General features: G+C 62.6%; 18 protein-coding genes. 11 read left to right on the top strand and 7 right to left on the bottom strand.

What is annotated here, in order from left to right:
- The first annotated feature begins 114 nt into the window (after positions 1–114).
- Complete coding sequence (locus tag CYG48_RS03220) at positions 115–336, top strand: type II toxin-antitoxin system VapB family antitoxin (protein ID WP_118849055.1); 222 nt, start codon at positions 115–117, stop codon at positions 334–336.
- Positions 333–698, top strand: a complete 366-nt coding sequence (locus CYG48_RS03215) for a type II toxin-antitoxin system VapC family toxin (RefSeq protein ID WP_118849054.1) — start codon at positions 333–335, stop codon at positions 696–698. The genes CYG48_RS03220 and CYG48_RS03215 overlap by 4 nt, the downstream gene beginning before the upstream one ends.
- 4 nt (positions 699–702) lie before the next feature.
- Here the strand turns inward: CYG48_RS03215 and CYG48_RS03210 are convergent, their stop codons facing one another.
- The gene (locus tag CYG48_RS03210; RefSeq protein ID WP_118849053.1) at positions 703–2,379 is read right to left on the bottom strand and encodes an electron transfer flavoprotein-ubiquinone oxidoreductase; all 1,677 of its coding nucleotides are present in this window, start codon (positions 2,377–2,379) and stop codon (positions 703–705) included.
- Positions 2,380–2,647: 268 nt separating this feature from the next.
- Between CYG48_RS03210 and CYG48_RS03205 the strand changes: the two genes are divergently transcribed.
- The gene (locus CYG48_RS03205; protein WP_118849052.1) at positions 2,648–3,436 is read left to right on the top strand and encodes an SDR family oxidoreductase; all 789 of its coding nucleotides are present in this window, start codon (positions 2,648–2,650) and stop codon (positions 3,434–3,436) included.
- Between the two features lie 60 nt (positions 3,437–3,496).
- The gene (locus CYG48_RS03200; RefSeq protein ID WP_118849051.1) at positions 3,497–3,691 is read left to right on the top strand and encodes a hypothetical protein; all 195 of its coding nucleotides are present in this window, start codon (positions 3,497–3,499) and stop codon (positions 3,689–3,691) included.
- Between the two features lie 20 nt (positions 3,692–3,711).
- Here the strand turns inward: CYG48_RS03200 and blaOXA are convergent, their stop codons facing one another.
- Positions 3,712–4,533 carry a class D beta-lactamase gene (gene blaOXA, locus CYG48_RS03195; protein WP_118849050.1) on the bottom strand — a complete coding sequence of 274 codons (822 nt, stop codon included), beginning with the start codon at positions 4,531–4,533 and terminating at the stop codon, positions 3,712–3,714.
- 102 nt (positions 4,534–4,635) lie between these two features.
- Between blaOXA and CYG48_RS03190 the strand changes: the two genes are divergently transcribed.
- From CYG48_RS03190 to CYG48_RS22370, 5 genes are all read left to right on the top strand, one after another.
- Entirely contained in the window at positions 4,636–5,526 is an 891-nt protein-coding gene (locus CYG48_RS03190; protein WP_118849049.1) for a LysR family transcriptional regulator, read from the top strand.
- A gap of 132 nt (positions 5,527–5,658) precedes the next feature.
- A complete protein-coding gene (locus tag CYG48_RS03185) occupies positions 5,659–6,954 on the top strand; it encodes an Hsp70 family protein (protein WP_118849048.1) in 1,296 nt (431 codons plus the stop codon).
- 48 nt (positions 6,955–7,002) lie between these two features.
- Positions 7,003–7,914, top strand: a complete 912-nt coding sequence (locus tag CYG48_RS03180) for a uracil-DNA glycosylase (protein ID WP_118849047.1) — start codon at positions 7,003–7,005, stop codon at positions 7,912–7,914.
- A 172-nt stretch (positions 7,915–8,086) separates the two neighbouring features.
- Positions 8,087–8,278 (top strand): hypothetical protein, encoded by a 192-nt coding sequence (locus tag CYG48_RS03175; RefSeq protein WP_118849046.1) that lies wholly within the window; start codon positions 8,087–8,089, stop codon positions 8,276–8,278.
- 24 nt (positions 8,279–8,302) lie between these two features.
- Entirely contained in the window at positions 8,303–8,458 is a 156-nt protein-coding gene (locus CYG48_RS22370; RefSeq protein WP_199925198.1) for a hypothetical protein, read from the top strand.
- 9 nt (positions 8,459–8,467) lie between these two features.
- On the opposite strand, the gene CYG48_RS03170 is transcribed toward CYG48_RS22370, so the two are convergent.
- Positions 8,468–9,406, bottom strand: coding sequence for a DMT family transporter (locus tag CYG48_RS03170; protein ID WP_118849045.1), 939 nt, complete (start codon positions 9,404–9,406; stop codon positions 8,468–8,470).
- Between the two features lie 306 nt (positions 9,407–9,712).
- Between CYG48_RS03170 and pepN the strand changes: the two genes are divergently transcribed.
- On the top strand, positions 9,713–12,361 hold the full coding sequence (gene pepN / locus CYG48_RS03165) for an aminopeptidase N (RefSeq protein WP_118849044.1): 2,649 nt from the start codon (positions 9,713–9,715) through the stop codon (positions 12,359–12,361).
- Between the two features lie 190 nt (positions 12,362–12,551).
- Positions 12,552–14,918 (top strand): PAS domain-containing sensor histidine kinase, encoded by a 2,367-nt coding sequence (locus tag CYG48_RS03160; protein WP_118851471.1) that lies wholly within the window; start codon positions 12,552–12,554, stop codon positions 14,916–14,918.
- On the opposite strand, the gene CYG48_RS03155 is transcribed toward CYG48_RS03160, so the two are convergent.
- From CYG48_RS03155 to CYG48_RS03140, 4 genes are all read right to left on the bottom strand, one after another.
- Positions 14,896–17,820, bottom strand: a complete 2,925-nt coding sequence (locus tag CYG48_RS03155; RefSeq protein ID WP_118851470.1) for a bifunctional [glutamine synthetase] adenylyltransferase/[glutamine synthetase]-adenylyl-L-tyrosine phosphorylase — start codon at positions 17,818–17,820, stop codon at positions 14,896–14,898. The two genes, CYG48_RS03160 and CYG48_RS03155, sit on opposite strands and share 23 nt — an antisense overlap.
- 86 nt (positions 17,821–17,906) lie before the next feature.
- Positions 17,907–19,298 (bottom strand): ATP-binding protein, encoded by a 1,392-nt coding sequence (locus CYG48_RS03150; RefSeq protein ID WP_199925268.1) that lies wholly within the window; start codon positions 19,296–19,298, stop codon positions 17,907–17,909.
- A gap of 27 nt (positions 19,299–19,325) precedes the next feature.
- Positions 19,326–20,075, bottom strand: coding sequence for a response regulator transcription factor (locus CYG48_RS03145; RefSeq protein WP_118849043.1), 750 nt, complete (start codon positions 20,073–20,075; stop codon positions 19,326–19,328).
- A 70-nt stretch (positions 20,076–20,145) separates the two neighbouring features.
- Positions 20,146–21,711, bottom strand: coding sequence for a Do family serine endopeptidase (locus tag CYG48_RS03140; RefSeq protein ID WP_118849042.1), 1,566 nt, complete (start codon positions 21,709–21,711; stop codon positions 20,146–20,148).
- Between the last annotated feature and the right edge of the window lie 3 nt (positions 21,712–21,714).

Below are 21,714 nucleotides of genomic sequence, written 5' to 3'. Positions count from 1 at the left end.
TAATGAAATGATAAGTGCCGGCCTGCTCCGGCGATCACGAACGCGTCAGCGGACGAGTTCACGTAGCGTTGCTTCCAGCACTTCGAGTGTTATTGTTGCGTGAGGAGAACCGGCATGCATATGACGATCACCATCGACGACGAATTGCTCTCGAAGGCAAGAGAAGCGACAGGCCTGCAGGAAACAGACGCAGTCGTGAAGGCGGCGTTGATGGCCGTTGTTCAGCGTAACGCGGCCCAGAAGCTGATCGAGCTTGGCGGAAGCGATCCCAATGCCACTGCAGCGCCTAGACGACGCTGGAAATCTGACGGCACGTGGCAGGAAAATCACGATTGATCATCATCGACACCTCCGTCTGGATCAATCACATTCGTCAGCCGGAGGTGGAGGTGGAGCTTCTTCTCAAGCGAGATCAAGCGCTGGTCCGCCCCTTCGTCATCGGAGAACTGGCGCTCGGCAACATGAAGCGTCACGACGAGATCATCGACGCGCTCCTCCAGATGCGTCCGGCCGCAGTCGCACAAACTGACGACGTACTGACCATCATTAAGCGGCACGCGCTTTCGGGGAGCGGGATTGGCTACGTCGACGCCCACCTGCTGGCCTCAGCAGCGATGGCTGCCGGGACACGCATCTTCACCCGCGACAAGCGCCTCGCGAAGGTCGCGACGGCGCTTGATCTGGCTTACGACGGCTAGCCGATCACATATTCGGATAGACCGGTCCCTCACCGCCCTGCGGCGGTACCCAGTTGATGTTCTGGTTCGGGTCCTTGATGTCGCAGGTCTTGCAGTGGACGCAGTTCTGCGCGTTGATGACGTAGACCTGCTCGCCGTCCTTCTCCACCCATTCGTAAACGCCGGCCGGACAGTAGCGCGTCGAGGGGCCGGCAAAAACTTCCAGTTCCGAGCGCTTCTGCAGGTCCATGTCCTTCACCTGGAGATGGACCGGCTGGTCTTCCTCGTGGTTGGTATTGGACAGGAAGACCGACGAGAGGCGGTCGAAGGTGAGCACCCCATCCGGCTTCGGATAATCGATCTTCTTGTGCTTGGCCGCCGGCTCGAGCGAGGCCGCGTCCGTCTTGCCGTGCTTCATCGTGCCGAAGAAGGAGAAGCCGAGCAACTGGTTCGTCCACATGTCGATGCCGCCGAGCGCGATGCCGAGACCCGTGCCGAGCTTCGACCAGAGCGGCTTGACGTTGCGCACCCGCTTCAGGTCCTTGCCGATAGCGGTCGAACGCCACTCGTTCTCGATCTCGACCACTTCGTCGTTGGCGCGGCCAGCTGCAATCGCTGCGGCGACGTGTTCTGCCGCCAGCATGCCGGAATGAACCGCGTTGTGGCTGCCCTTGATGCGCGGGACGTTGACGAGGCCGGCCGAGCAGCCGATCAGCGCGCCACCCGGGAAGGTCAGCTTCGGCACCGACTGGTAGCCGCCTTCGGTGATGGCGCGTGCGCCATAGGTCAGGCGCTTGCCGCCCTCGAAGGTGGAGCGGATCGCCGGATGCGTCTTGAAGCGCTGGAATTCCTCGAACGGGTAGAGGTAAGGGTTCTTGTAGTTGAGGTGAACCACGAAGCCGACGGCAACCAGATTGTCCTCGAGGTGGTAGAGGAACGAACCGCCGCCGGTGGACATGTTGAGCGGCCAGCCAAACGAGTGCTGCACCAGGCCCGGCTTGTGGTTTTCCGGCTTTACTTCCCAGAGTTCCTTGAGGCCGATGCCGTATTTCTGCGGCTCGCGGCCGCTCTGCAGGTCATAACGCAGGATCAGCTGCTTGGCGAGCGAACCGCGCACGCCCTCGCCGATCAGCACATACTTGCCGTGCAGTTCCATGCCGCGGGTAAAGTTCGGGCCGGGTTCGCCGTTGCGCTCGACGCCCATGTCGCCGGTGGCGACACCGATCACCGCGCCCGCTTCGTTGTAGAGCACTTCGGTTGCGGCAAAACCCGGATAGATCTCGACGCCCAAGCCTTCCGCCTTTTCGGCGAGCCAGCGACAGACATTGCCGAGCGAGACGATATAGTTGCCGTGGTTGTTCATCAGCGGCGGCATCAGGACGTTCGGAAGGCGGACCGAACCGGCCGGCCCGAGGAAAAGGAACTGGTCGTCCGTCACCGGCGTCTTGAAGGGGTGGCCGTCTTCGCTGCGCCAATCCGGCAACAGCGCGTCGATGCCCGACGGATCCACGACCGCGCCGGACAGGATATGGGCGCCGACTTCCGATCCCTTTTCCAGAACCACGACGGTCAGATCCGGATTGATCTGTTTCAGCCGGATTGCGGCAGAAAGACCAGCAGGCCCCGCCCCCACAATCACAACATCAAATTCCATCGCTTCGCGTTCGGGCAATTCGTGGGCGGGAAGGTCCTGGTCGCTCATATCAAACTCCGCTCGCCGGCCCCTACCGGCATGTTCTTTTCGCCTGCCACGCAGGGCATCCTGTCTTTGCAAAACCGACCGCTGTTGTCGAGGCAGGAAAACGTCTCCACCCTTGCCATTCGCGCAACCCGCGTTTCCGCTTTCGCATATTACGTTTACGTATACGTCATCTAACAGTCGAACGGAAGATTGCAAGATCGGCCTTCCCCACTGCCGAACGGCTGCTATAACTTCCGCAACTTCAAGACAAAATCAGGAGGATCACACCATGGATTTCGGCCTCACCGGCAAGCGTGCGCTTGTTCTTGCTTCCTCACGCGGGCTTGGGCTTGGCATTGCCAAGGCGCTTGCGGCAGAAGGCGCTCATGTTCTCCTCGTCGGCCGCTCGGGCGATCGGCTGGCGGAAAACTGCGCGGCCATCAACGCAGCCGGAAAGGGCAAGGCCGACTGGCTGTGGGGCGACCTCGCGGAAGACAATTTCGTCCAGTCCATGGTGGATGGCGTGAAGGAAAAGCTCGGCGACATCGACATCCTCGTCAACAACACGGGCGGCCCGACCCCGGGCACCGCGGAAGAGATGACGGCCGAAAAGCTCGACACCTTCTTCCAGTCCATGGTGCTGCGCGTCATCACGCTGACCAACGCCTTCCTGCCGCAGATGAAGGAACAGGGCTTCGGCCGCATCCTGACGGTTGCGTCGTCGGGCGTCTTCGAACCGATCCCGAACCTCGCGCTGTCGAACACGCTGCGCGGGGCGCTCGTTGGCTGGAACAAGACCATGGCGGCGGAGGTGGCGAGCTTCGGCATCACCTGCAACATGCTGTTGCCGGGCCGCATCCATACCGACCGCATCGATGAACTCGATGGCGCCAATGCCAAGCGCCAGGGCAAGAGCCTTGAGGAGGTCCGCGCCGCATCGCTGAAGACGATCCCGGCCGGCCGTCTCGGCAAGGTCGAGGAGTTTGCCGCCGCGGGCGCCTTCCTGTGCTCCGTGCCGGCGAGCTATGTGACGGGTACCATGCTGCGCGTCGACGGCGGAGCGTCGCGGTCGATCTGACCGCGGTGCGGCCGATGAGGATGTAACGCCTTCACACGAGAAGGCAGGAGGATGGCAACCATGCGGACTGTATTGCGGATCGTCGGCATCGTGATGGTTGCCATCGGCCTGCTGTGGATCGGCCAGGGCACGGGTTATTTCCCGTATCCTCGCTCCAGCTTCATGATCAATCAGACGCCCTGGATCATCTGGGGCCTGGTGTCCGCCGCCATCGGCTTGGTAACAATGTGGGGCTCGCGCCGCCTTCGGGGGTAAAAACGACGCGAGCCTCTCCCTTACCGCGCCATCAGGCGCGGCAGGTCTTCGATCAGGCTGTCGCGCACGGTGAAGCTGATCGGTTGCTTGGTGTGGCGCTTCGTATCCACGAAGAGGCGCGCGAACACGACGCGCCGCCCCTGTCTTTCCGCCCAGCCGACAAACCAGCCGATCGGACGGCTCGCGTCACCTTTGCCGGCCTTGTTGCGCATGCTGCCCGAGCCCGTCTTGCCGTAGACGGTCCAGCCATCCGCAGCGTCGAACCTCGGCGTGATGGCTTTCGTCTTCTCGACAGCCTCCGCACTGATCGGCAGGCCGCCTGTGAGGAACCGCCTCAGGAAATCCACCTGTCCATCCGCCGAGATCTTCAGCGACGACATCAGCCATGACTGTGTCAGGCCATCGGTGCCGCCCGGGCCACCGGAAACGTCGCGATTGCCGTAGTTGAAGCCGCGAATGTAGGCGGCAAATGCCTCCTTGCCGAGCCGGCGGGTGATCTCCTGCGAATACCAGACGATGGAATCGCGCTCCCAGATTGTCGGGTCGGTGTCCTTCTGCTCCCGCTGCGGGCGTTGCCACTTGGCTTGGTAGGACCAGCGCGGATTGTGGGCATCGGTGAGGATGCCGGCGTCATATCCCATCATCGCGATCGGCAGCTTGAAGGTAGACTGCGGATATATCGCCTCCGCGCAATCCCCCTGGCGATGCAGCGGCTCCCCGCTCTTCTCATCGATGATGACCGTACACCGCAACGGCTCGGCGGCCTGCGCGGCGGCGAAATGAAGAAGAGACGCCGTCGCGCCAACGAGTGCTGCGAGAATGAGGGGATTTCTGGACGCCATCATCATGCTCCGTTTGAGGTGATGCGGCATTTCTAGGTCGGCTTGCGAGCCCCAATCAAACGATGATATCTGCGGGGAGGCACAAATAAATCTAAGGCATCCATGGTTCGACCCCATCTGCCGCTCAACGCGTTGCGCGCATTCGAAGCCGCCGCGCGCCACCTGTCCTTCACCCGCGCTGCGATCGAGCTTTGCGTCACGCAAGCCGCCGTCAGCCACCAGGTGAAACTGCTCGAGCAGCGGCTGGGCGTTACGCTGTTTCGCCGCCTGCCTCGCGGCTTGATGATCACCGAGGAAGGCCTGGCGCTGCTGCCGGGGCTGCAGGAAAGCTTCGACCGCATGGCCGACATGCTGGAGCGCTTCGAGGGCGGGCATGTACGCGAGGTGTTGAAACTCGGTGCGGTGGGGACCCTTGCGGTCGGCTGGCTGTTGCCGCGCCTGTCCGATTTCCATACCAAACATCCGTTCGTGGATCTAAGGCTTTCCACCAACAACAACCGGGTTGATATTGCCGCCGAAGGGCTTGATTACACGATAAAGTTCGGCAACGGGGCCTGGCATGACATGGAGGCAGAAGCACTGTTCGAGGCGCCACTGACGGCGCTCTGCACGCCTTCGATTGCAAGGGAAATCCAGGCGCCGGAAGATGTGGCGAAGCAGCCGCTGCTTCGCTCCTATCGGGCCGACGAATGGCCAAGCTGGTTCGAGGCTGCGGGCGTTGAGCCAGCGCCCCTTCGCGGCATGGTGTTCGACAGTTCGGTGCTGATGGTGGAGGCGGCGATCCAGGGGGCAGGCGTGGCGCTCGCGCCGCCTCTGATGTTTTCGCGCCACACCGCGTCAGGCGCGCTGGTGCAACCCTTCGACATCTATATCTCGAAAGGCAGTTATTGGCTGGTGCGGCTGAAATCACGGCCTGTCAACGCGGCCATGGAAGCCTTCCGCACATGGCTCCTGGAACAGGCAGCGGAGCCTGAGCACATAAGCAACATCTAAAGCCTTTCGGCTTGCATCAACAGCCGGCTTGTGCGATCACGCGCCCACACTGATCAAGGCGCTGTTCGGCGCCTTTTTGCGTTCGGGCCTTTGCCCGTTTCAACATCATTGATGACTTTAAGGAGCACGGCCATGGCACGGGCGCTCGGGCTTGATTTCGGCACGACCAACACTGTTCTGGCACTCGCGGACGGCGACGGTTCGACCACCCATTCGATGCAGTTCACGAGCAATGCCGGCACCAGCGATTCGATGCGCACCGCGCTTTCCTTCATGAAGGACGCGGTGATGGGCGCCCAGGCGCTGAAGGTGGAGGCTGGCCAGGCTGCGATCCGCCAGTTCATCGACAATCCGGGTGATTGCCGCTTCCTGCAGTCGATCAAGACCTTTGCCGCCAGCCCGCTCTTCCAGGGCACGCTCGTGTTCGCACGCCGCCAGCAATTCGAAGACCTGATGGAAATCTTCCTGAAGCGGTTGAAGACCTATGCGGATGGCAACTGGCCCTCAGAGGTCTCGCGCCTCATCGCCGGGCGGCCGGTGCATTTTGCCGGTGCCAATCCGGATCCCGCACTCGCCACGGAGCGCTACAACGAGGCCCTGACGCGTCTCGGCTTCCCCGAGATCCACTACGTTTATGAGCCCGTGGCGGCCGCCTATTACTTTGCCCAGACGCTGAAAACCGACGCAACCGTGCTGGTGGCCGACTTCGGCGGCGGCACCACCGACTATTCGCTGATCCGTTTCGAGCGCCAGGCCGGCAAGCTTACCGCCAAACCGATCGGACACTCGGGCGTCGGCATTGCCGGCGACCATTTCGACGCGCGGATGATCGACCATCTCGTGGCGCCGGAGATCGGCAAGGGCACCTACTTCAAGAGCTTCGACAAGGTGCTGGAAGTGCCGGCCGGCTACTACGCCAATTTCAGCCGCTGGAACCAGTTGTCGATCTTCAAGACCACCCGCGAGTTCACCGACATGAAATCGCTGGTGCGTTCGGCGCTGGATCCCGACAAACTGGAACTGTTCATCGATCTTGTGGAGCACGACGAAGGCTACCCGCTCTACCAGGCGATCTCGGCCACCAAGATGGCGCTGTCGGGCGCCGAGGAAGCGGAGTTTAAGTTCGCGCCGCTCGGCAAGGCTGGCAACAAGATGGTGAAGCGCAGCGACTTCGAGACCTGGATCGCGGATGATCTTGCCAAGATCGAAGGGGCGCTCGACGAGGTGCTGGAGCAGACAAACACGCCGCCCGCAGCCGTCGACAAGATCTTCCTCACCGGCGGCACGTCCTTCGTCCCGGCCGTCCGGCGGATCTTCACCCGCCGCTTCGACGCGTCCAAGATCGAAAGCGGCGGCGAATTGCTCTCCATCGCACACGGGCTGGCGCTGATCGGCGAGAGCGATAACGTGGGACAATGGGCCGCGTGAGAGCGGCTTTGCCTTTCGCCGCCTCGTCCGCTCCGCTAGGATAGGATCATGGACACCGCCAAGGATCTCGACGCGCCAGAGCTCGCCGCGCTTCTGCATTTTTATGCAGATGCGGGTGTGGAGTGGCTGGCCGAAGATGATCCGGTGGATCGCTTCGCGCAATTCGCCGCGCAAAGGGCCGCCAAGGCAGAAGCCCGCATACCGGCATCGGCTCGTGGCACCCTGGCGCAGAATGAAACCGCGACCAACACAGGGGGCGCTGCCGCCCCAAGCCGCGCGGGTGCAGGTTCGGCTGCGCGGGCTTCCGCCCCCTCGCCTGCCGCACCGTCATCCTCCGCACCCGTTTCCGTTCCCGATGGCGAAGCTGTCGCGGCCGCCCGCTTTGCCGCCGAAAGCGCACGCTCTTTGCCGGAGCTGAAGACGGCACTTGAGGCCTTCAGCGGCTGCAACCTGAAGAACGGCGCGCGCTCCACGGTGTTTGCCAGCGGTGATCCGGCCTCGGGCATCATGGTCATCGGCCCGATGCCGAATGCCGATGACGATCGCGACGGCATCCCCTTTTCCGGCCGGCAGGGACAGCTTCTCGACCGGATGCTGGGTGCGATCGGCCTCGCCCGTGAAGCCGTGGTGCTGACCAACATGATCCCGTGGCGGCCGCCCGGCAACCGCATGCCCTCGCCCGCCGAGATGGAAATCTGCCGGCCGTTCCTGGAGCGCCAGATAGCGCTCGCCGAGCCGAAGACGCTGCTGCTTCTCGGCACCTTCCCGGCCCGTTTCTTCTTCGGCGTCAACGGCACGATCCATTCGCTGCGCGGCGAATGGCGTGATGTTACCATCGGCGGCTGGAATACGGCGGCGATTGCCACCCTGCATCCGCAGGAACTGATCGCGGCCCCTGCCAACAAGGCACTTGCATGGCAGGACCTGCTCACCTTCAAGAGCCGCCTCACCAGCCACTAGATGGCGCATTCGGCTATTTCTGCCGATTCTTTGAACAACATTACCGGATTATGAATGGAGCCATGCACATTGCGCATGACAGTACGGCGTTCTGTCGCATTGCGGAATCAATGTTGCGGCGCAATATAGAGACATGTCTTGGGAGGAATTCTGGTTTAAAGGAACCAAGGCAATGACGACCCGCTTCCGCCCGATCCATTCTGGCTTCGAAACCCTTCGCATTGCAGGGCTCGCACCGCGTGCCACGCAGGGCTACCACCGCTTCGGCTCGGCAACGAACGAGCAGATGACCTCGCGTGCCATGGCGCGCCCGACCGGTGTGTCGCGTCCTGCAGCCGTTTTCGCAGACTTCCGCGAACGTTGATCCGCAAACCACGAGGATTTTGCCATGACCACGTTTCTCCGCTCGTTGCGCAGCTTCCGTGACAGCCTGCACCACATCGGCACGGCCGTGAACGCATCGCGGGAATACAGCCATGCCGACACGGCGCGCGCTGCTTCTGCCAAAAAGAGCAATCCGGCGACCGCTGCCATCCCGCTCTAAGGACTGGCTTCAGCCGCCCGGCGGTGACGCCTTGCGCGCCGCCTTCCGCTCCAGCCCAAGCTGGTGCTCGCGGTATATGATGAAGATGCCGGCCGAGACGGTAATCGTCGTGCCGATCAAGGTCTCGGCTGTCGGCACATCCGAAAACAGGATGTAGGCGATCACAATCCCCAGCACGATCGACGTGTACTCAAACGGCGCGACCGTCGAAACGTCCGCATTCCGGTAGGCCTCCGTCAGCAGGATCTGCCCGACGCCGCCGCAAAACCCCGCCGCAATCAGGAACGCCATCTCCGACGCGCTGAGGTTATTCCAGCCGAAGGGCAGGCTCAGCAGCGAGAACACCGCGCCGCTGAGCGAGAAATACATCACGATCGTCGCCGTCTTTTCCGTGCGCACCAGAAGCCGCGTCTGGATCATCGCAAAGCCCGCCAGGAAAGATGACGTCAATACCGCCGCCGCGCCGAGCGCCTGCTGCGAGGGCACGCCGCCGTCCTGGAACAGCGTCAGCTTCGGCCAGGAGATGATGACGACGCCAATCATTCCCACCATGACCGCCGTCCAGCGATAAAGCCGCACCGGCTCTTTCAGGAAGATCGCCGCGAACACGACCGCAAGCAGCGGCATGGAATAACCGATCGCGATTGCGTCCGGCAGCGGCAGGTTGACCAGCCCATAGAAGCCGAAGCCCATCGACATGATGCCGAGCATGCCGCGCCGCAGGTGGCCAAACGGGCTGCTGGTCTTCATCACGCCCCGCAATTGGCCAAGGTATCCAAGGTAGAGGATGATCGGCACCACCGCGAAAGCGGAGCGGAAGAAGGTGATCTGCCCGGCCGGAATATCGGGCCCGGCGGACTTGATGCATGCCTGCATCGCCACAAAGACCACGACTGAGCTTACCTTCATCATGATCCCCTTGAGGGGGTTTGAGGCATCCGCGGCCATGTACTACTCTTCGGAATTCGCCGCGCTTCAGACAGGCAAAAGGTGGGAAATGCTTGATTTGTCCGCACGATAGAGGATGATGGACGCGAGGAGTATGAAATCTGCTGATGAGTTGATCAAATTGGGTGACGAAACGGAAACCCTTTGAGCCGAGTACGGTAATATCGAACCTCTGCGTGATGTAGAGGGTTCAACAATCGTTTAGCATTGCGTGCAATTATGCCCGCCGCGACGGGTACAGTCTGGCCCATTTCGGTCGGATGCTTGTCGCGTGACTCACATGAAGAGCCGGTTCCAGGAAGTACTATGCGCACAGATACGGGCCAGATTGTTCATCTGGCAGATTATCGCCCCACCGACTTTGTCCTGGAACGAGTCGACCTGACGTTCGAGCTTGATCCGACGAATACCAAAGTTGAGGCGCGGCTGATCTTCCACCGCCGCGAGGGCGTCGATCCCACGGCCCCGCTGGTGCTCGATGGTGATGAACTGACGCTGTCTGGTCTTCTGCTGGATCAGAACGAGGTCCCGGCCAGCCAGTATGACGTGACATCCGAACAACTGACGGTGCGCGACCTGCCGGGGGAGTCGCCTTTCGAGATCACCATCACCACCTATATCAACCCGGAAGCCAACACCCAGTTGATGGGTCTTTACCGCACCAACGGCATCTACTGCACGCAATGCGAGGCTGAAGGCTTCCGGCGCATCACCTATTTCCCGGACCGTCCGGACGTGCTGGCGCCCTACACCGTCACCATCATCGGCGACAAGGCTGCCAACCCTGTCATGCTGTCGAACGGCAACTTCCTTGGCGGCGCCGGTTATGACGAAGGGCGCGCCTTTGCCGCCTGGTTCGACCCGCACCCGAAGCCATCCTATCTCTTTGCACTGGTTGCCGGTGATCTCGGCGTCGTTGAAGACACCTTCACCACCATGTCCGGCAATGAAGTCGCGCTGAAGATCTATGTCGAGCACGGCAAGGAGCCGCGCGCGGCTTATGCCATGGATGCGCTGAAGCGCTCGATGAAATGGGACGAGGAGCGGTTCGGCCGCGAATACGACCTCAACATCTTCCAGATCGTCGCCGTCTCCGACTTCAACATGGGCGCGATGGAGAACAAGGGCCTCAACGTCTTCAACGACAAATACGTTCTCGCCGACCCCGAGACTGCGACCGACCAGGATTATGCAAATATCGAGGCGATCATCGCCCACGAATATTTCCACAACTGGACCGGCAACCGCATCACCTGCCGCGACTGGTTCCAGCTGTGCCTGAAGGAAGGCCTGACCGTCTACCGCGACCACGAATTCTCGGCCGACATGCGTTCGCGGCCGGTCAAGCGCATCGCCGAAGTCCGCCACCTGAAGTCGGAGCAGTTCCCCGAGGATGCCGGTCCGCTCGCGCACCCGGTGCGCCCGACGAAGTATCGTGAAATCAACAACTTCTACACGACGACGGTCTACGAAAAAGGCTCCGAAGTCACCCGCATGATCGCCACCCTGCTGGGCCGCGACACGTTCAAGAAGGGCATGGACCTTTATTTCGAGCGCCACGATGGCGATGCCGCCACCGTCGAGGATTTCGTGAAGTGCTTCGAGGATGCGAGCGGGCGCGATCTCACGCAGTTCTCGCTCTGGTACCACCAGGCCGGCACCCCGCTGGTCACCGCCTCGAGCAGCTACGATCAGTCCAGCGGCACCTTCACGCTGTCGCTTGAGCAGATGGTGCCGGCAACGCCCGGCCAGTCGACCAAGGATCCGATGCACATCCCGTTGTCGTTCGCGCTGATCCTCGATAACGGCTCGCTGGCAACGCCGGAAGGCGTCACTGGCGGCGAAGTCACCGAGGACGTGCTGCACCTCACCGAACGACGCCAGACCTTCACCTTCTCCGGCATCTCGTCGCGCCCGGTACTGTCACTCAACCGTTCCTTCTCGGCGCCGATCAACCTGCATTTCGACCAGACGCCGGCCGATCTTGCGCATATCGCCCGTCACGACACCGACCTCTTCGCCCGCTGGCAGGCACTGACCGATCTTGCCATGCCGAACCTGATGCAGGCGGCGCGGGATGCCCGCGACGGCAAGGACGTGACCTGCGATCCGGCGCTTATCGCCGCGCTTCTGGAGGCGGCTGCCGATGAAACGCTGGAGCCGGCCTTCCGGGCACAGGCGCTGACGCTGCCGAGCGAGGCTGATATTGCCCGCGAACTCGGCAGCAACAACGATCCGGATGCAATCCATGCGGGCCGCACCGCGGTCATCTCGGCCATTGCGGAGGCTGGTGAAAAGACCTTCGTCCACCTGTTCGAGACGATGAAGCCCGAGGGCGCCTATGCGCCGGATGCGGAAAGCGCTGGCAAGCGCGCACTGCGCAACATCGCGCTGTCCTACCTCACCTATTCGGAAAACTCGCCGGCTCGTGCAGCCGAGGCTTTCGCGTCCTCCGACAACATGACGGATCTGGCGCAGGCACTTACCCTGCTCGCCCATCGTTTCCCGTCTTCGTCCGAGGCAACCTCGGCCCTTGCGAGCTTCCTGACCCGCTTTGACGGCAATCCGCTCGTCATCGACAAGTGGTTCTCGATCCAGGCGACCATCCCGGGCGCGGACGCGCTGTCGCGCGTCAAATCGCTGATGGAGAACCCGCGCTTCATCTCGACCAACCCGAACAGGGTACGGTCGCTGATCGGCACCTATGCCTTCTCCAACCCGACCGGCTTCAACCGCGCCGACGGGGAAGGTTATAGTTTCCTCGCCGAGCAGATCCTGGCGATCGACGCCAAGAACCCGCAGCTTGCAGCCCGCATCCTCACCTCGATGCGGTCCTGGCGTTCACTTGAACCGCAGCGGGCCGATCATGCCCGGGCAGCGCTCACCACGATAGAGCGGGCCGCCAATCTTTCGACCGATGTCAGGGACATCGTCGAGCGGATGCTCAAGGGCTAGAACGACAAGGGCTGCGGATCTCTCCGTGGCCCTTCTTTTTTGCTCCTGGTTTTGAGTCCGTTTGGCAACAGGTAGCAGATCTTAACAAAAAGCTAACGGACCCTCTGGACACGCAGAATCACTAATGATTCATTGAGTCAGATTCGGGCGAGCGGCGCGTCGGATCATCACGAGGGTCTACATGAAGACGATGTCGGACGCGCAGCGGGTCCCCGCTGCCGAAGGTCGGTTGCGTTTCAAATTTCCGAGCCTGGACGGCTTGGGTCGAGCCGTTCCTGACGAAGGACGGCTGACCTGGAGACCGATGGCACGCCAGATGCCGAAGGTCGAACTGATCCTCAAGCGTTCGATCCCCCTCCTCATCGTCGCCTTCCTGATTGTGGTTGCCGCTTCGCGCGTCGTCGGCATCATGGGCGAATACAGCCGCATGCAGGATGCAGCCCGCCACTCCACCGAGCTGCTTGCCTCTGCCGCCCGCGCCACGTTTGCGGCCAATGCCTCCCTCGTGACGACGGGTGCCCGCGCGCCGGCCGAAGCGCAGTTGCGTGCTGTGCTGCCGCCGGAGCCCACCATGCCGGGCGCCTTTGTCCTTCTCGTCAATCCGGAAGGCCGCGTGGTCGGCGGCTGGGGCAACATCGCGTCCTATCTCGATCGTCGTCTGACTTCGCTGTTGCCGGAGACCGCCGCTGTTCGGCGCGTCGGCACCGACAATGCGGTGATCGAAACCTATATCGGCGACGTCTCGCATTACGCCGCCATCCAGGCGATCGGTACCGAGGGCGCGCTTATCGTCGCTGCCCATTCGCTGCAGTATATCGACCTTTTCTGGCGCCAGGAGGTGTCGCTTAACGTCACCGTCTTCGCCGGCATCTCGGCGATCCTGCTGGTGATCCTCTACGCCTATTACATGCAGGTCCGTCGCGCCCGCGAAGCCGACGACACGTTCGTGCAGTCCAACCTGCGCATGGAAACGGCCCTGTCGCGTGGCCGCTGCGGCTTGTGGGACTTCGACGTCGAGAACCGCCGCCTGTTCTGGTCGGGCTCGATGTACGAGATGCTCGGCCTGCCGCCGGGCGGCAACGTCATCTCCTTCACCGATGCCGCCCGCATGATGCATCCGACCGACAGCAACATCTATGCGCTGGCGCGTGCGATCAGCCGCGGCAATTCCAAGCAGGTCGACCAGGTGTTCCGTATGCGCCACGCCGCTGGCCATTACGTGTGGATGCGCGCCCGTGCCCAGGTGGTGAAGACGGCGAACGGCCGGACCCATGTCATCGGCATCGCAATGGACGTCACCGAGCACCATCGCTTGGCGCAGCGTTACGCCGAGGCCGACCAGCGCCTTGCCGACGCCATCGAATGCACCTCGGAAGCCTTCGTGCTCTGGGACAAGAACGACCGTCTGGTGATGTGCAACACGCACTTCCAGCAGGCATACGGCCTTCCCGACAGCGTCCTCGTGCCCGGCACTGAACGTGCGGCCGTCAATGCAGCCGCCGCCCGCCCTGTCATCGAGCGGCGCGTGGCCGATCCCGACGGCAGCGGCATGTCCCGCACCACCGAAGTCCAGCTTGCGGACGAACGCTGGCTGCAGATCAACGAACGCCGCACCCGCGATGGCGGCATGGTGTCGGTCGGCACCGACATCACCCTCCTCAAGCGTCACCAGGAACGCCTGCGCGAATCCGAACGCCGCCTGATGGCAACGATCGGCGACCTTTCCGCCTCGCAGAAAAAGCTGGAGCGGCAGAAGTCCGAGCTTTCGGTCGCCAACGCGAACTACCAGGCGGAGAAGGAGCGCGCCGAGGCTGCCAACAAGGCAAAGTCCGAATTCCTGGCCAACATGAGCCACGAACTTCGCACGCCGCTCAACGCCATTCTCGGCTTCTCCGAGATCCTGATGAACGGCATGTTCGGGCCTCTCGGATCACCGAAATATGTAGAATACTCCAAGGATATCCACGACAGCGGCAAGCACCTGCTCAACGTCATCAACGACATCCTCGACATGTCGAAGATCGAGGCGGGCCACATGCGCATCGTGTCCGAGCCGGTCGACCTGAAGCCGCTGATCGAGGAGAGCCTGCGCCTGACGTCGATCGCTGCCGAAGAGAAGTCCGTCTCCATCAACCGTCGTCTCTGCGACCGCCTGGACGTCATCGGCGACCGCCGTGCGCTCAAGCAGATCATGCTCAACCTGCTGTCTAATGCCGTGAAATTTACCGATGCGGGCGGCAATATCGAGCTTCGTGCCCGCCGCGTACAGAACGGCCTGATGCTGACGATCGCCGATACGGGCATCGGCATCCCGAAGGAATCACTTGCCAAGATCGGCCAGCCGTTCGAGCAAGTGCAGAGCCAATATGCCAAGAGCAAGGGCGGGTCGGGGCTTGGTCTCGCCATCTCCCGCTCGCTGGTGGCGCTGCATGGCGGCTCGATGCGCATCCGCTCGCGAACCGGCGTCGGCACTGTCGTGTCGCTGATGATCCCGGACCGCGAGCCTGCTGAGCACCCGCAATACGGCCTGAGCCCTATTTCCGCACAACGGCCTTGAAGGTGTCTCGCACTGCCGAGGAGAGCCGCTTCATCTCGCCTTCCAGCGTCTTGAGGTCGGGGCAGTCGCCAGCACGGCACAACAACTCCACAAGACCGGCCGGCGCATCCTTGGCATCGAAAGGTCCGTCGACGCAAAGGCGGATGATCTGCGAAAGCTCGGTGTAGAGCCGTAGCGCAGCAAGGCAGGTCTCAAGCTGGTCCGGTTGCAGGAAGCGGGCGCCCAGAATCTTCAGCGCGTCAGCCGTCGAGAGGCCATAGGTATTGACCACCTCCCCCTTCGCCGGCGCGATCAGGCGCAGATATTGGGCAATGAACTCGATATCGATCAGCCCGCCGCGGATCAGCTTCATGTCCCAGACATCGCGCGGTGGCTTTTCCTTCTCGATCAGCGCCCGCATCTCCGCGACATCCCTGGTGATCTTGTCAGGATCGTCGGCGGTCGCGAGCACGTCGCAGATGATGTCCTTTGCCTCGGTGACGAGGCTTTCGTCACCGCAGACAAGCCGCGCCCGGGTCAGCGCCATGTGCTCCCAGGTCCAGGCGTCCTCATGCTGGTATTTCTGGAACGAGGTGATGCGGGTTGCGACCGGCCCCTTGTTTCCGGATGGCCGCAGCCGAAGATCCACTTCGAAGATGACCCCTTCCGCCATCGGCGCGGAAAGCGCGGCAATCAACCGTTGGGTGATACGGGTGAAATAACGCACTGCATCGAGCGGCTTCGGCCCTGAACTCTCGGCAGCCGAACCGTCGTAGTCGTAGAGCAGGATGAGATCGACGTCGGATCCTGCCGTCAGTTCGAAGCTGCCAAGCTTGCCCATGCCCATCACCGCGACGCGACCGCCCGGATACGGCCCATGGCCAGCCTCGATCTCGCGCATCACGGCATCGAGCGCCGCTTCGATCAGGAGATCGGCAAGGTGGGTAAAGGCCCGCGCCGCCTGCTCCCCGGTGATTGTCGCGGTCAGCAGCCTGATGCCGATCAGAAAGCGCTGTTCGGCGGCAAAGATCCGCAGCCGGTCCAGCAGTTCCTCATAGGCCCTAGCGCCGGTGAGGAAGGTCGTCAGCCGATGGGAGAGATGCTCGCGGGTCGGAAGTTCGACAATCAGGCCGGGGTCCAGCATGCCGTCGAAGACATGCGGCTTGCTCGCGACAATGTCGGCAAGCCTCGGTGCCGAGGACATGATGGTGACGATCAGCGCCAGCAGTGGCGGGTTGTTCGCAACCAGTGAAAACAGTTGGATTCCCGCCGGCAAACCCTTGAGGAAGCTGTCGAAACGCAGCAGCGCCTCGTCTGCCCGCTTGCTTTCACCAAAGGCCTTCAAGAGCGCCGGCATCAGTTCCGTCAGCCGCTCCCGGGCCTCGACCGATTGCGTTGCACGATACCGGCCATTGTGCCAGGTGCGGATCACCCGCGAGATGTCGGCCGGCCGTTCAAAACCGAGACTCGATAGCGTTTCCAGCGTTTCGGGGTCGTCCTGCTGGCCGGTGAAAACGAGATTGCCGTTGGTACCGGAAAGCTTGGCTTCCTGCTCGAAAAGCCGCGAATAGCGCTTCTCGACCGTCCGCAGCACCTCCTCGAGCCTTGCCGAAAAGCTCTTGGTGTCCCGAAAGCCGAGCATGAAGGCGATCCGCTTCAACTCGGCCTCTGTGTCCGGCAGGTGATGGCTCTGCTCGTCGCGCACCATCTGGATCCGATGCTCGATGTCACGCAGGAACCAGTAGCACTCCGTCATCTCGTCGGCGATCTCGTGCGAGATCCACCTGGCTTCCGCGAGCGCCCGAAGCGCCGCCTCGGTTTCCCGCACGCGGATGGGCGGCATGCGCCCACCGGCGATCAACTGCTGGGTCTGCGCAAAGAACTCGATCTCGCGGATACCCCCGCGGCCAAGCTTCACGTCATGCCCCTTCACGGCAATCGCACCGTGCCCCTTGTGAGCATGGATCTGCCGCTTGATGGAATGGATGTCGGCAATCGCCGCGTAGTCGAGATACTTGCGGAACACGAAGGGCGTCAGCAGCCGCATGAAGTTCTCGCCGGCCGCAATGTCGCCGGCAACCGGCCGCGCCTTGATATAGGCCGCCCTCTCCCAGTTCTGCCCGCGGGCCTCGTAATAAACGAGCGCCGCATCGAGCGAGACCGCCAGCGGCGTCGAGCCCGGGTCGGGCCGCAGCCTCAGATCCGTGCGGAAGACATAACCGTCGGCGGTACGCTCCTGCAGGATGCGGATCAGCCGCCGCATCATCCGCCCGTAAGTTTCCGATCCATCCATGGGATCGGGCAGCGTGCCAGCTTCCGGATCGAAGAACACGACGATGTCGATGTCGGAGGAGTAGTTGAGTTCGCGCCCGCCGAGCTTGCCCATGCCAAGCACGATCAGCCCGGAGCGCTCGCTCGGGTTCGAGGGGTCAGGCAGCCTCAGCTTGCCGCTCTCGTGGCCTGCCAGCAGCAGGTGGTCGATGGCGGCGGCGGTCGCGGCATCGGCAAGCGCGCTCAGCCAGAAGGTCGTGTCGCGGGCGGTAAAGATACGCCCAAGATCCGCGAGCGCGACGAGGAAGCTCAGCTCGCGCTTGGCCACCCGCAGCGCCGTCATCACTTCGTTTTCGGAAGGGATTTGACCATCATTGGGGCGCCAGCAGTCGCGGGCTCGGCTAACGATTTGCCGAAGCCTTGGCTCCAGAGGCTCATGAATGGCAGTGGTCAGAAGTGCCGGAGATCGGGCAGCGGTTTCCGAAAGGAACGGGGAAAGGCTAAGGGCCGAAACAAGGAAAGACTTGAGCGGACCATCGTCGGCCAGCAGTTCGGCCACCGCCGGCTCGAGCTTGGCTGCATCCTTGAGAACGGACAGTGCCGCTTTCGCTTCCGCCTGCGTCAGCTGCCGTATGATGTCCGGCGACACCATGTCGAGCCGCTTGACCGGCTCGGACACTTTCACCGTCGCTGCTTTTTCCTCCACCGGCGCCTCCCGTCGATCATCCCGATCATCACTTAGAGCCTTGGCGCCGGAAAGACCATGGTGACGGTGAGCCCCGGTGCATCCGGGCGGTCCCCAAACGTATCGGAAAGCTCCAGCGAGCCGCCATGCAGCTCCATCACCGCTTCCACCAGCGACAACCCAAGCCCTGTGCCCGGCTTCGAGCGGCTTTCATCGAGCCGCACGAACCGCTTCAGCACATCCTCGCGCTTGTCGGCGGGAATGCCAGGCCCGTTGTCGCAGACGGATAGGCGGATCTCATCATCCCGCCTGACGAGCCGCAGCTTGATGCCGCGGTTGTCGTCTCCGTCACCGGAATACTTGATGGCATTGTCGAGGAGATTGAAGATCGCCTGGCCGATCAGCTCGCGGTTGCCGTTCACCGTCACGCCGGGCTGCACTTCGGTTGAAAGTTGAAGCCCCGCCTCCTCCGCCACCGGTTCGTAAAGCTCGGCGCTGTCAGCCGAAACGGCGGACAGATCCACTTCCGACATCTCCGCGGCAATCGATCCGGCTTCGACGCGCGAAATCATCAGCAGCGCATTGAAGGTGCGGATCAACTGGTCCGACTCGCCGATGATGCCTTCGAGCGCCGCGCGACGCACATCCTCGCGATCTTCCGAAAGCGCGTCGGCCGCCTTGTTGCGCAGCCGCGTCAGCGGCGTCTTCAGGTCGTGGGCGATGTTGTCGGACACCTGCCGAAGCCCTTCGTTAAGCTTCTCGATGCGGCCGAGCATGGCATTGAGGGAATCGGAAAGGCGGTCGAATTCGTCGCCGGACCGGCCGACCGGCAACCGCTGCGAAAGGTCCCCCGCCATGATCTTCTGGCTTGCCGCCGACATGCGATCGATGCGTTTCAGGGCGTTGCGGCCGATGCCGAACCAGATCACCAGCGCGCCGACACCCATGATCGTCAGTGCCACCATCAGCGCCCGCCGGACGATCAGCCGGAAGCGACCAGGATCGCCGAGGTCGCGCCCGACCATGATCCTCAGGCCGTTGTCGAGTCGCATCACATAACCGATCGCCACGTCCTGGCCGGGCTTCTCCGCTTCGGCGAAAGGTTCATAGCGGAACGGCGGCTCCGTCCAGCCCTGCTCGTCGAGCACGCCCGGCTGCACCGAGGCCACGTTGCCGGCCAGCATCTCGCCGTTCGGCCCCGCCACGACGTAAAGGTTGGCGCCCGGCTGGCGGGCACGCCGCTCCATCATCCGCACCAGCAGGTTGATCCCGCCGCGCTCATAGGCGCGCTGCACGTCGCCCACTTCCTCCTGCAGCGTCTGGCGCGTCTGCTGCGCAAGCAGGCGCTCGGACATCGCGGTCACGTAGAAGACCAGAAAGGCCGCACACAGGGCAAACAGCAGGATGTAGAGCGCCGACAGCCGCACGGCGGTCGAACGGAACATCAGGCGGGCACGGTTCAACAAGGGATCTTACCCCTCGTCCTTGATCATGTAGCCGGCGCCGCGAATGGTCTTGAGCAGCGGCTTGTCGAAATCCTTCTCGATCTTCGAGCGAAGCCGCGAAACATGCACGTCGATCACGTTGGTCTGCGGGTCGAAATGGTAGTCCCAGACGTTTTCAAGCAACATCGTGCGGGTCACGACCTGCCCGGCATTCTTCATGAGATATTCGAGAAGCCGGAATTCACGCGGCTGCAGCAGCACTTCCTTGCCGGCACGACGCACCTCGTGGGAAAGCCGGTCGAGCTCGAGGTCGCCCACACGGTAGACCATGTCCTGTTCCGGTGCGCCCTTGCGGCGTCCGAGCACTTCCACGCGCGCCAGCAGTTCCGAGAAGGCATAGGGCTTGGGGAGATAATCGTCGCCGCCGGCACGCAGGCCGGTTACGCGGTCGTCGACCTGCCCAAGCGCCGACAGGATCAGCACCGGTGTGTTGACGCCACGCTTGCGCAACTCGCTGATCACCGACAGCCCGTCGCGGCGCGGCAGCATGCGGTCGATAACCATCACGTCATAGGAATTTTCCGATCCCATGAAGAGGCCGCTTTCGCCGTCGCTTGCATGGTCAACGACAATGCCCGCCTCGCGAAAGGCCTTGGTCATGTAGGCGGCTGCTTCGAGATCGTCTTCGATCACCAGAATCTTCATGTGCGGCACAATAGCGTCACCGCCGGTTTTCGTGCCACTGGATTCGGCAGCGTTACTCGTGTCCCAGCGCATTTTGCTCCCTTTCAACAGCAAGGGCGCCGACCGTTGCCGGCGGCGCCCCTCGTTTGCTCGGCAGGATGGATCAGCCTTCGTCGATCGGCAGCGCCATGAAGCGGCTCGAGCCGTTGCCTTCCACCTGGAACAGGGCGCGGGTGCGGCCGTCCTTGCGGGCTTCCTCGATCACGCGGCCGATGTCGTTGGCGCTTTCGACCTTGCGGTTGTTGACCGAGACGATCTTTTCGCCGGTCTTCAGGCCGCGGGCAGCAGCTTCGGAATCCGGATCCACGTCGGTCACCGAAAGACCCGAGCCATCACCGGCCGGTGCGACTGTGATGCCAAGGCTCGCAAGTGCCTTCTCGCTCGACGGTGCCGGCGATTCAGGCTGCTCAGGCGTCGGTGCGGATGCTTCGTCGCTCTGCAGGTTGCCAAGCGTCACGGACACATTCTGCGACTTGCCATCGCGCCACAGGGCGATGTCGACCTTGGTGTTCGGCCCAAGTGCCGCGATCTTGCGCGACAGTTCGCGGGCGTCCTTGATCTGCTGGCCGTTGACGGCGGTGATCACGTCGCCTTCGCGGATGCCGGCCTTCTGGCCGGGCGAGCCTTCCTGCGGTGCCACGACAAGCGCGCCATTGGCTTCCTTGAGACCGAGCGATTCGGCGATATCCTGGTTCACCGGCTGGATCTGCACGCCGAGCCAACCGCGCTCGACCTTGCCGTCCTTCATCAGGTCGGCCACGACATCCTTGGCGGTGGAGGCAGGGATCGCGAATGCGATGCCGACGTTGCCGCCGGACGGCGAGAAGATCGCCGTGTTGATGCCGACCACTTCACCGGAAAGGTTGAAGGTCGGGCCACCCGAGTTACCACGGTTCACCGCAGCATCGACCTGGATGTAGTCGTCATACGGACCGGAGCCGATATCACGGCCGCGCGCCGAAACGATGCCGGCAGTCACGGTGCCGCCAAGGCCGAACGGGTTCCCGACGGCTACCACCCAGTCGCCGACACGCGTCTTGCTGTCGTCAGCGAAGGTGACATAGGTGAACTTGCGGCTGGTGGCATCGACCTTCAGCACCGCGAGATCGGTGCGGCTGTCCTTGCCGATCAGCTTGGCTTCCAGTTCCGTGCCATCGTTCAGCACGACGGTATAAGCCGCGCCATCGGAAACGACGTGGTTGTTGGTGACCACGTAACCGTCTTCGGAGATGAAGAAGCCGGAGCCCTGGGCAGCCGGACGCAGGCGGTGCGGACGGTTGCCGTCGCGGTTGCGCGGGCCACCGCGTTCGGCACGGTTCTGGTTGCCGTCCTGGCCATCCTGGCCACCGAATTCACGGAAGAAGCGCTTCAGCGGATGGTCGTCGGGAAGTTGGTCGAAGCCGCGGCCGCCAAAGTTGAAGGAGAAATTGCTGCCATCGTTGGAAACGGGCTGCGCGTCGGACTGGACGCGAACAGAAACAACGGCCGGCGAAACGGCCGCTACGACATCGGCAAAGCTTGGTGCCTGCGGCGCCGTGACGCTCACTGGAGCCGCATAGGAGCTGATGATTTCGGCTGGAATGCCGGTGGAAAGCATGACCGCTCCGAGACCAGCGACAGTGGTGGTCTTCAAGACGGTCTTCAGAGAGGGACGTCCTAGTTTGCGCATCTT

Origin of the sequence: Neorhizobium sp. SOG26 (assembly GCF_003491345.1) — a bacterium.
GTDB lineage: Bacteria > Pseudomonadota > Alphaproteobacteria > Rhizobiales > Rhizobiaceae > Neorhizobium > Neorhizobium turbinariae.
This window is presented reverse-complemented; position numbering and strand designations above follow the sequence as displayed.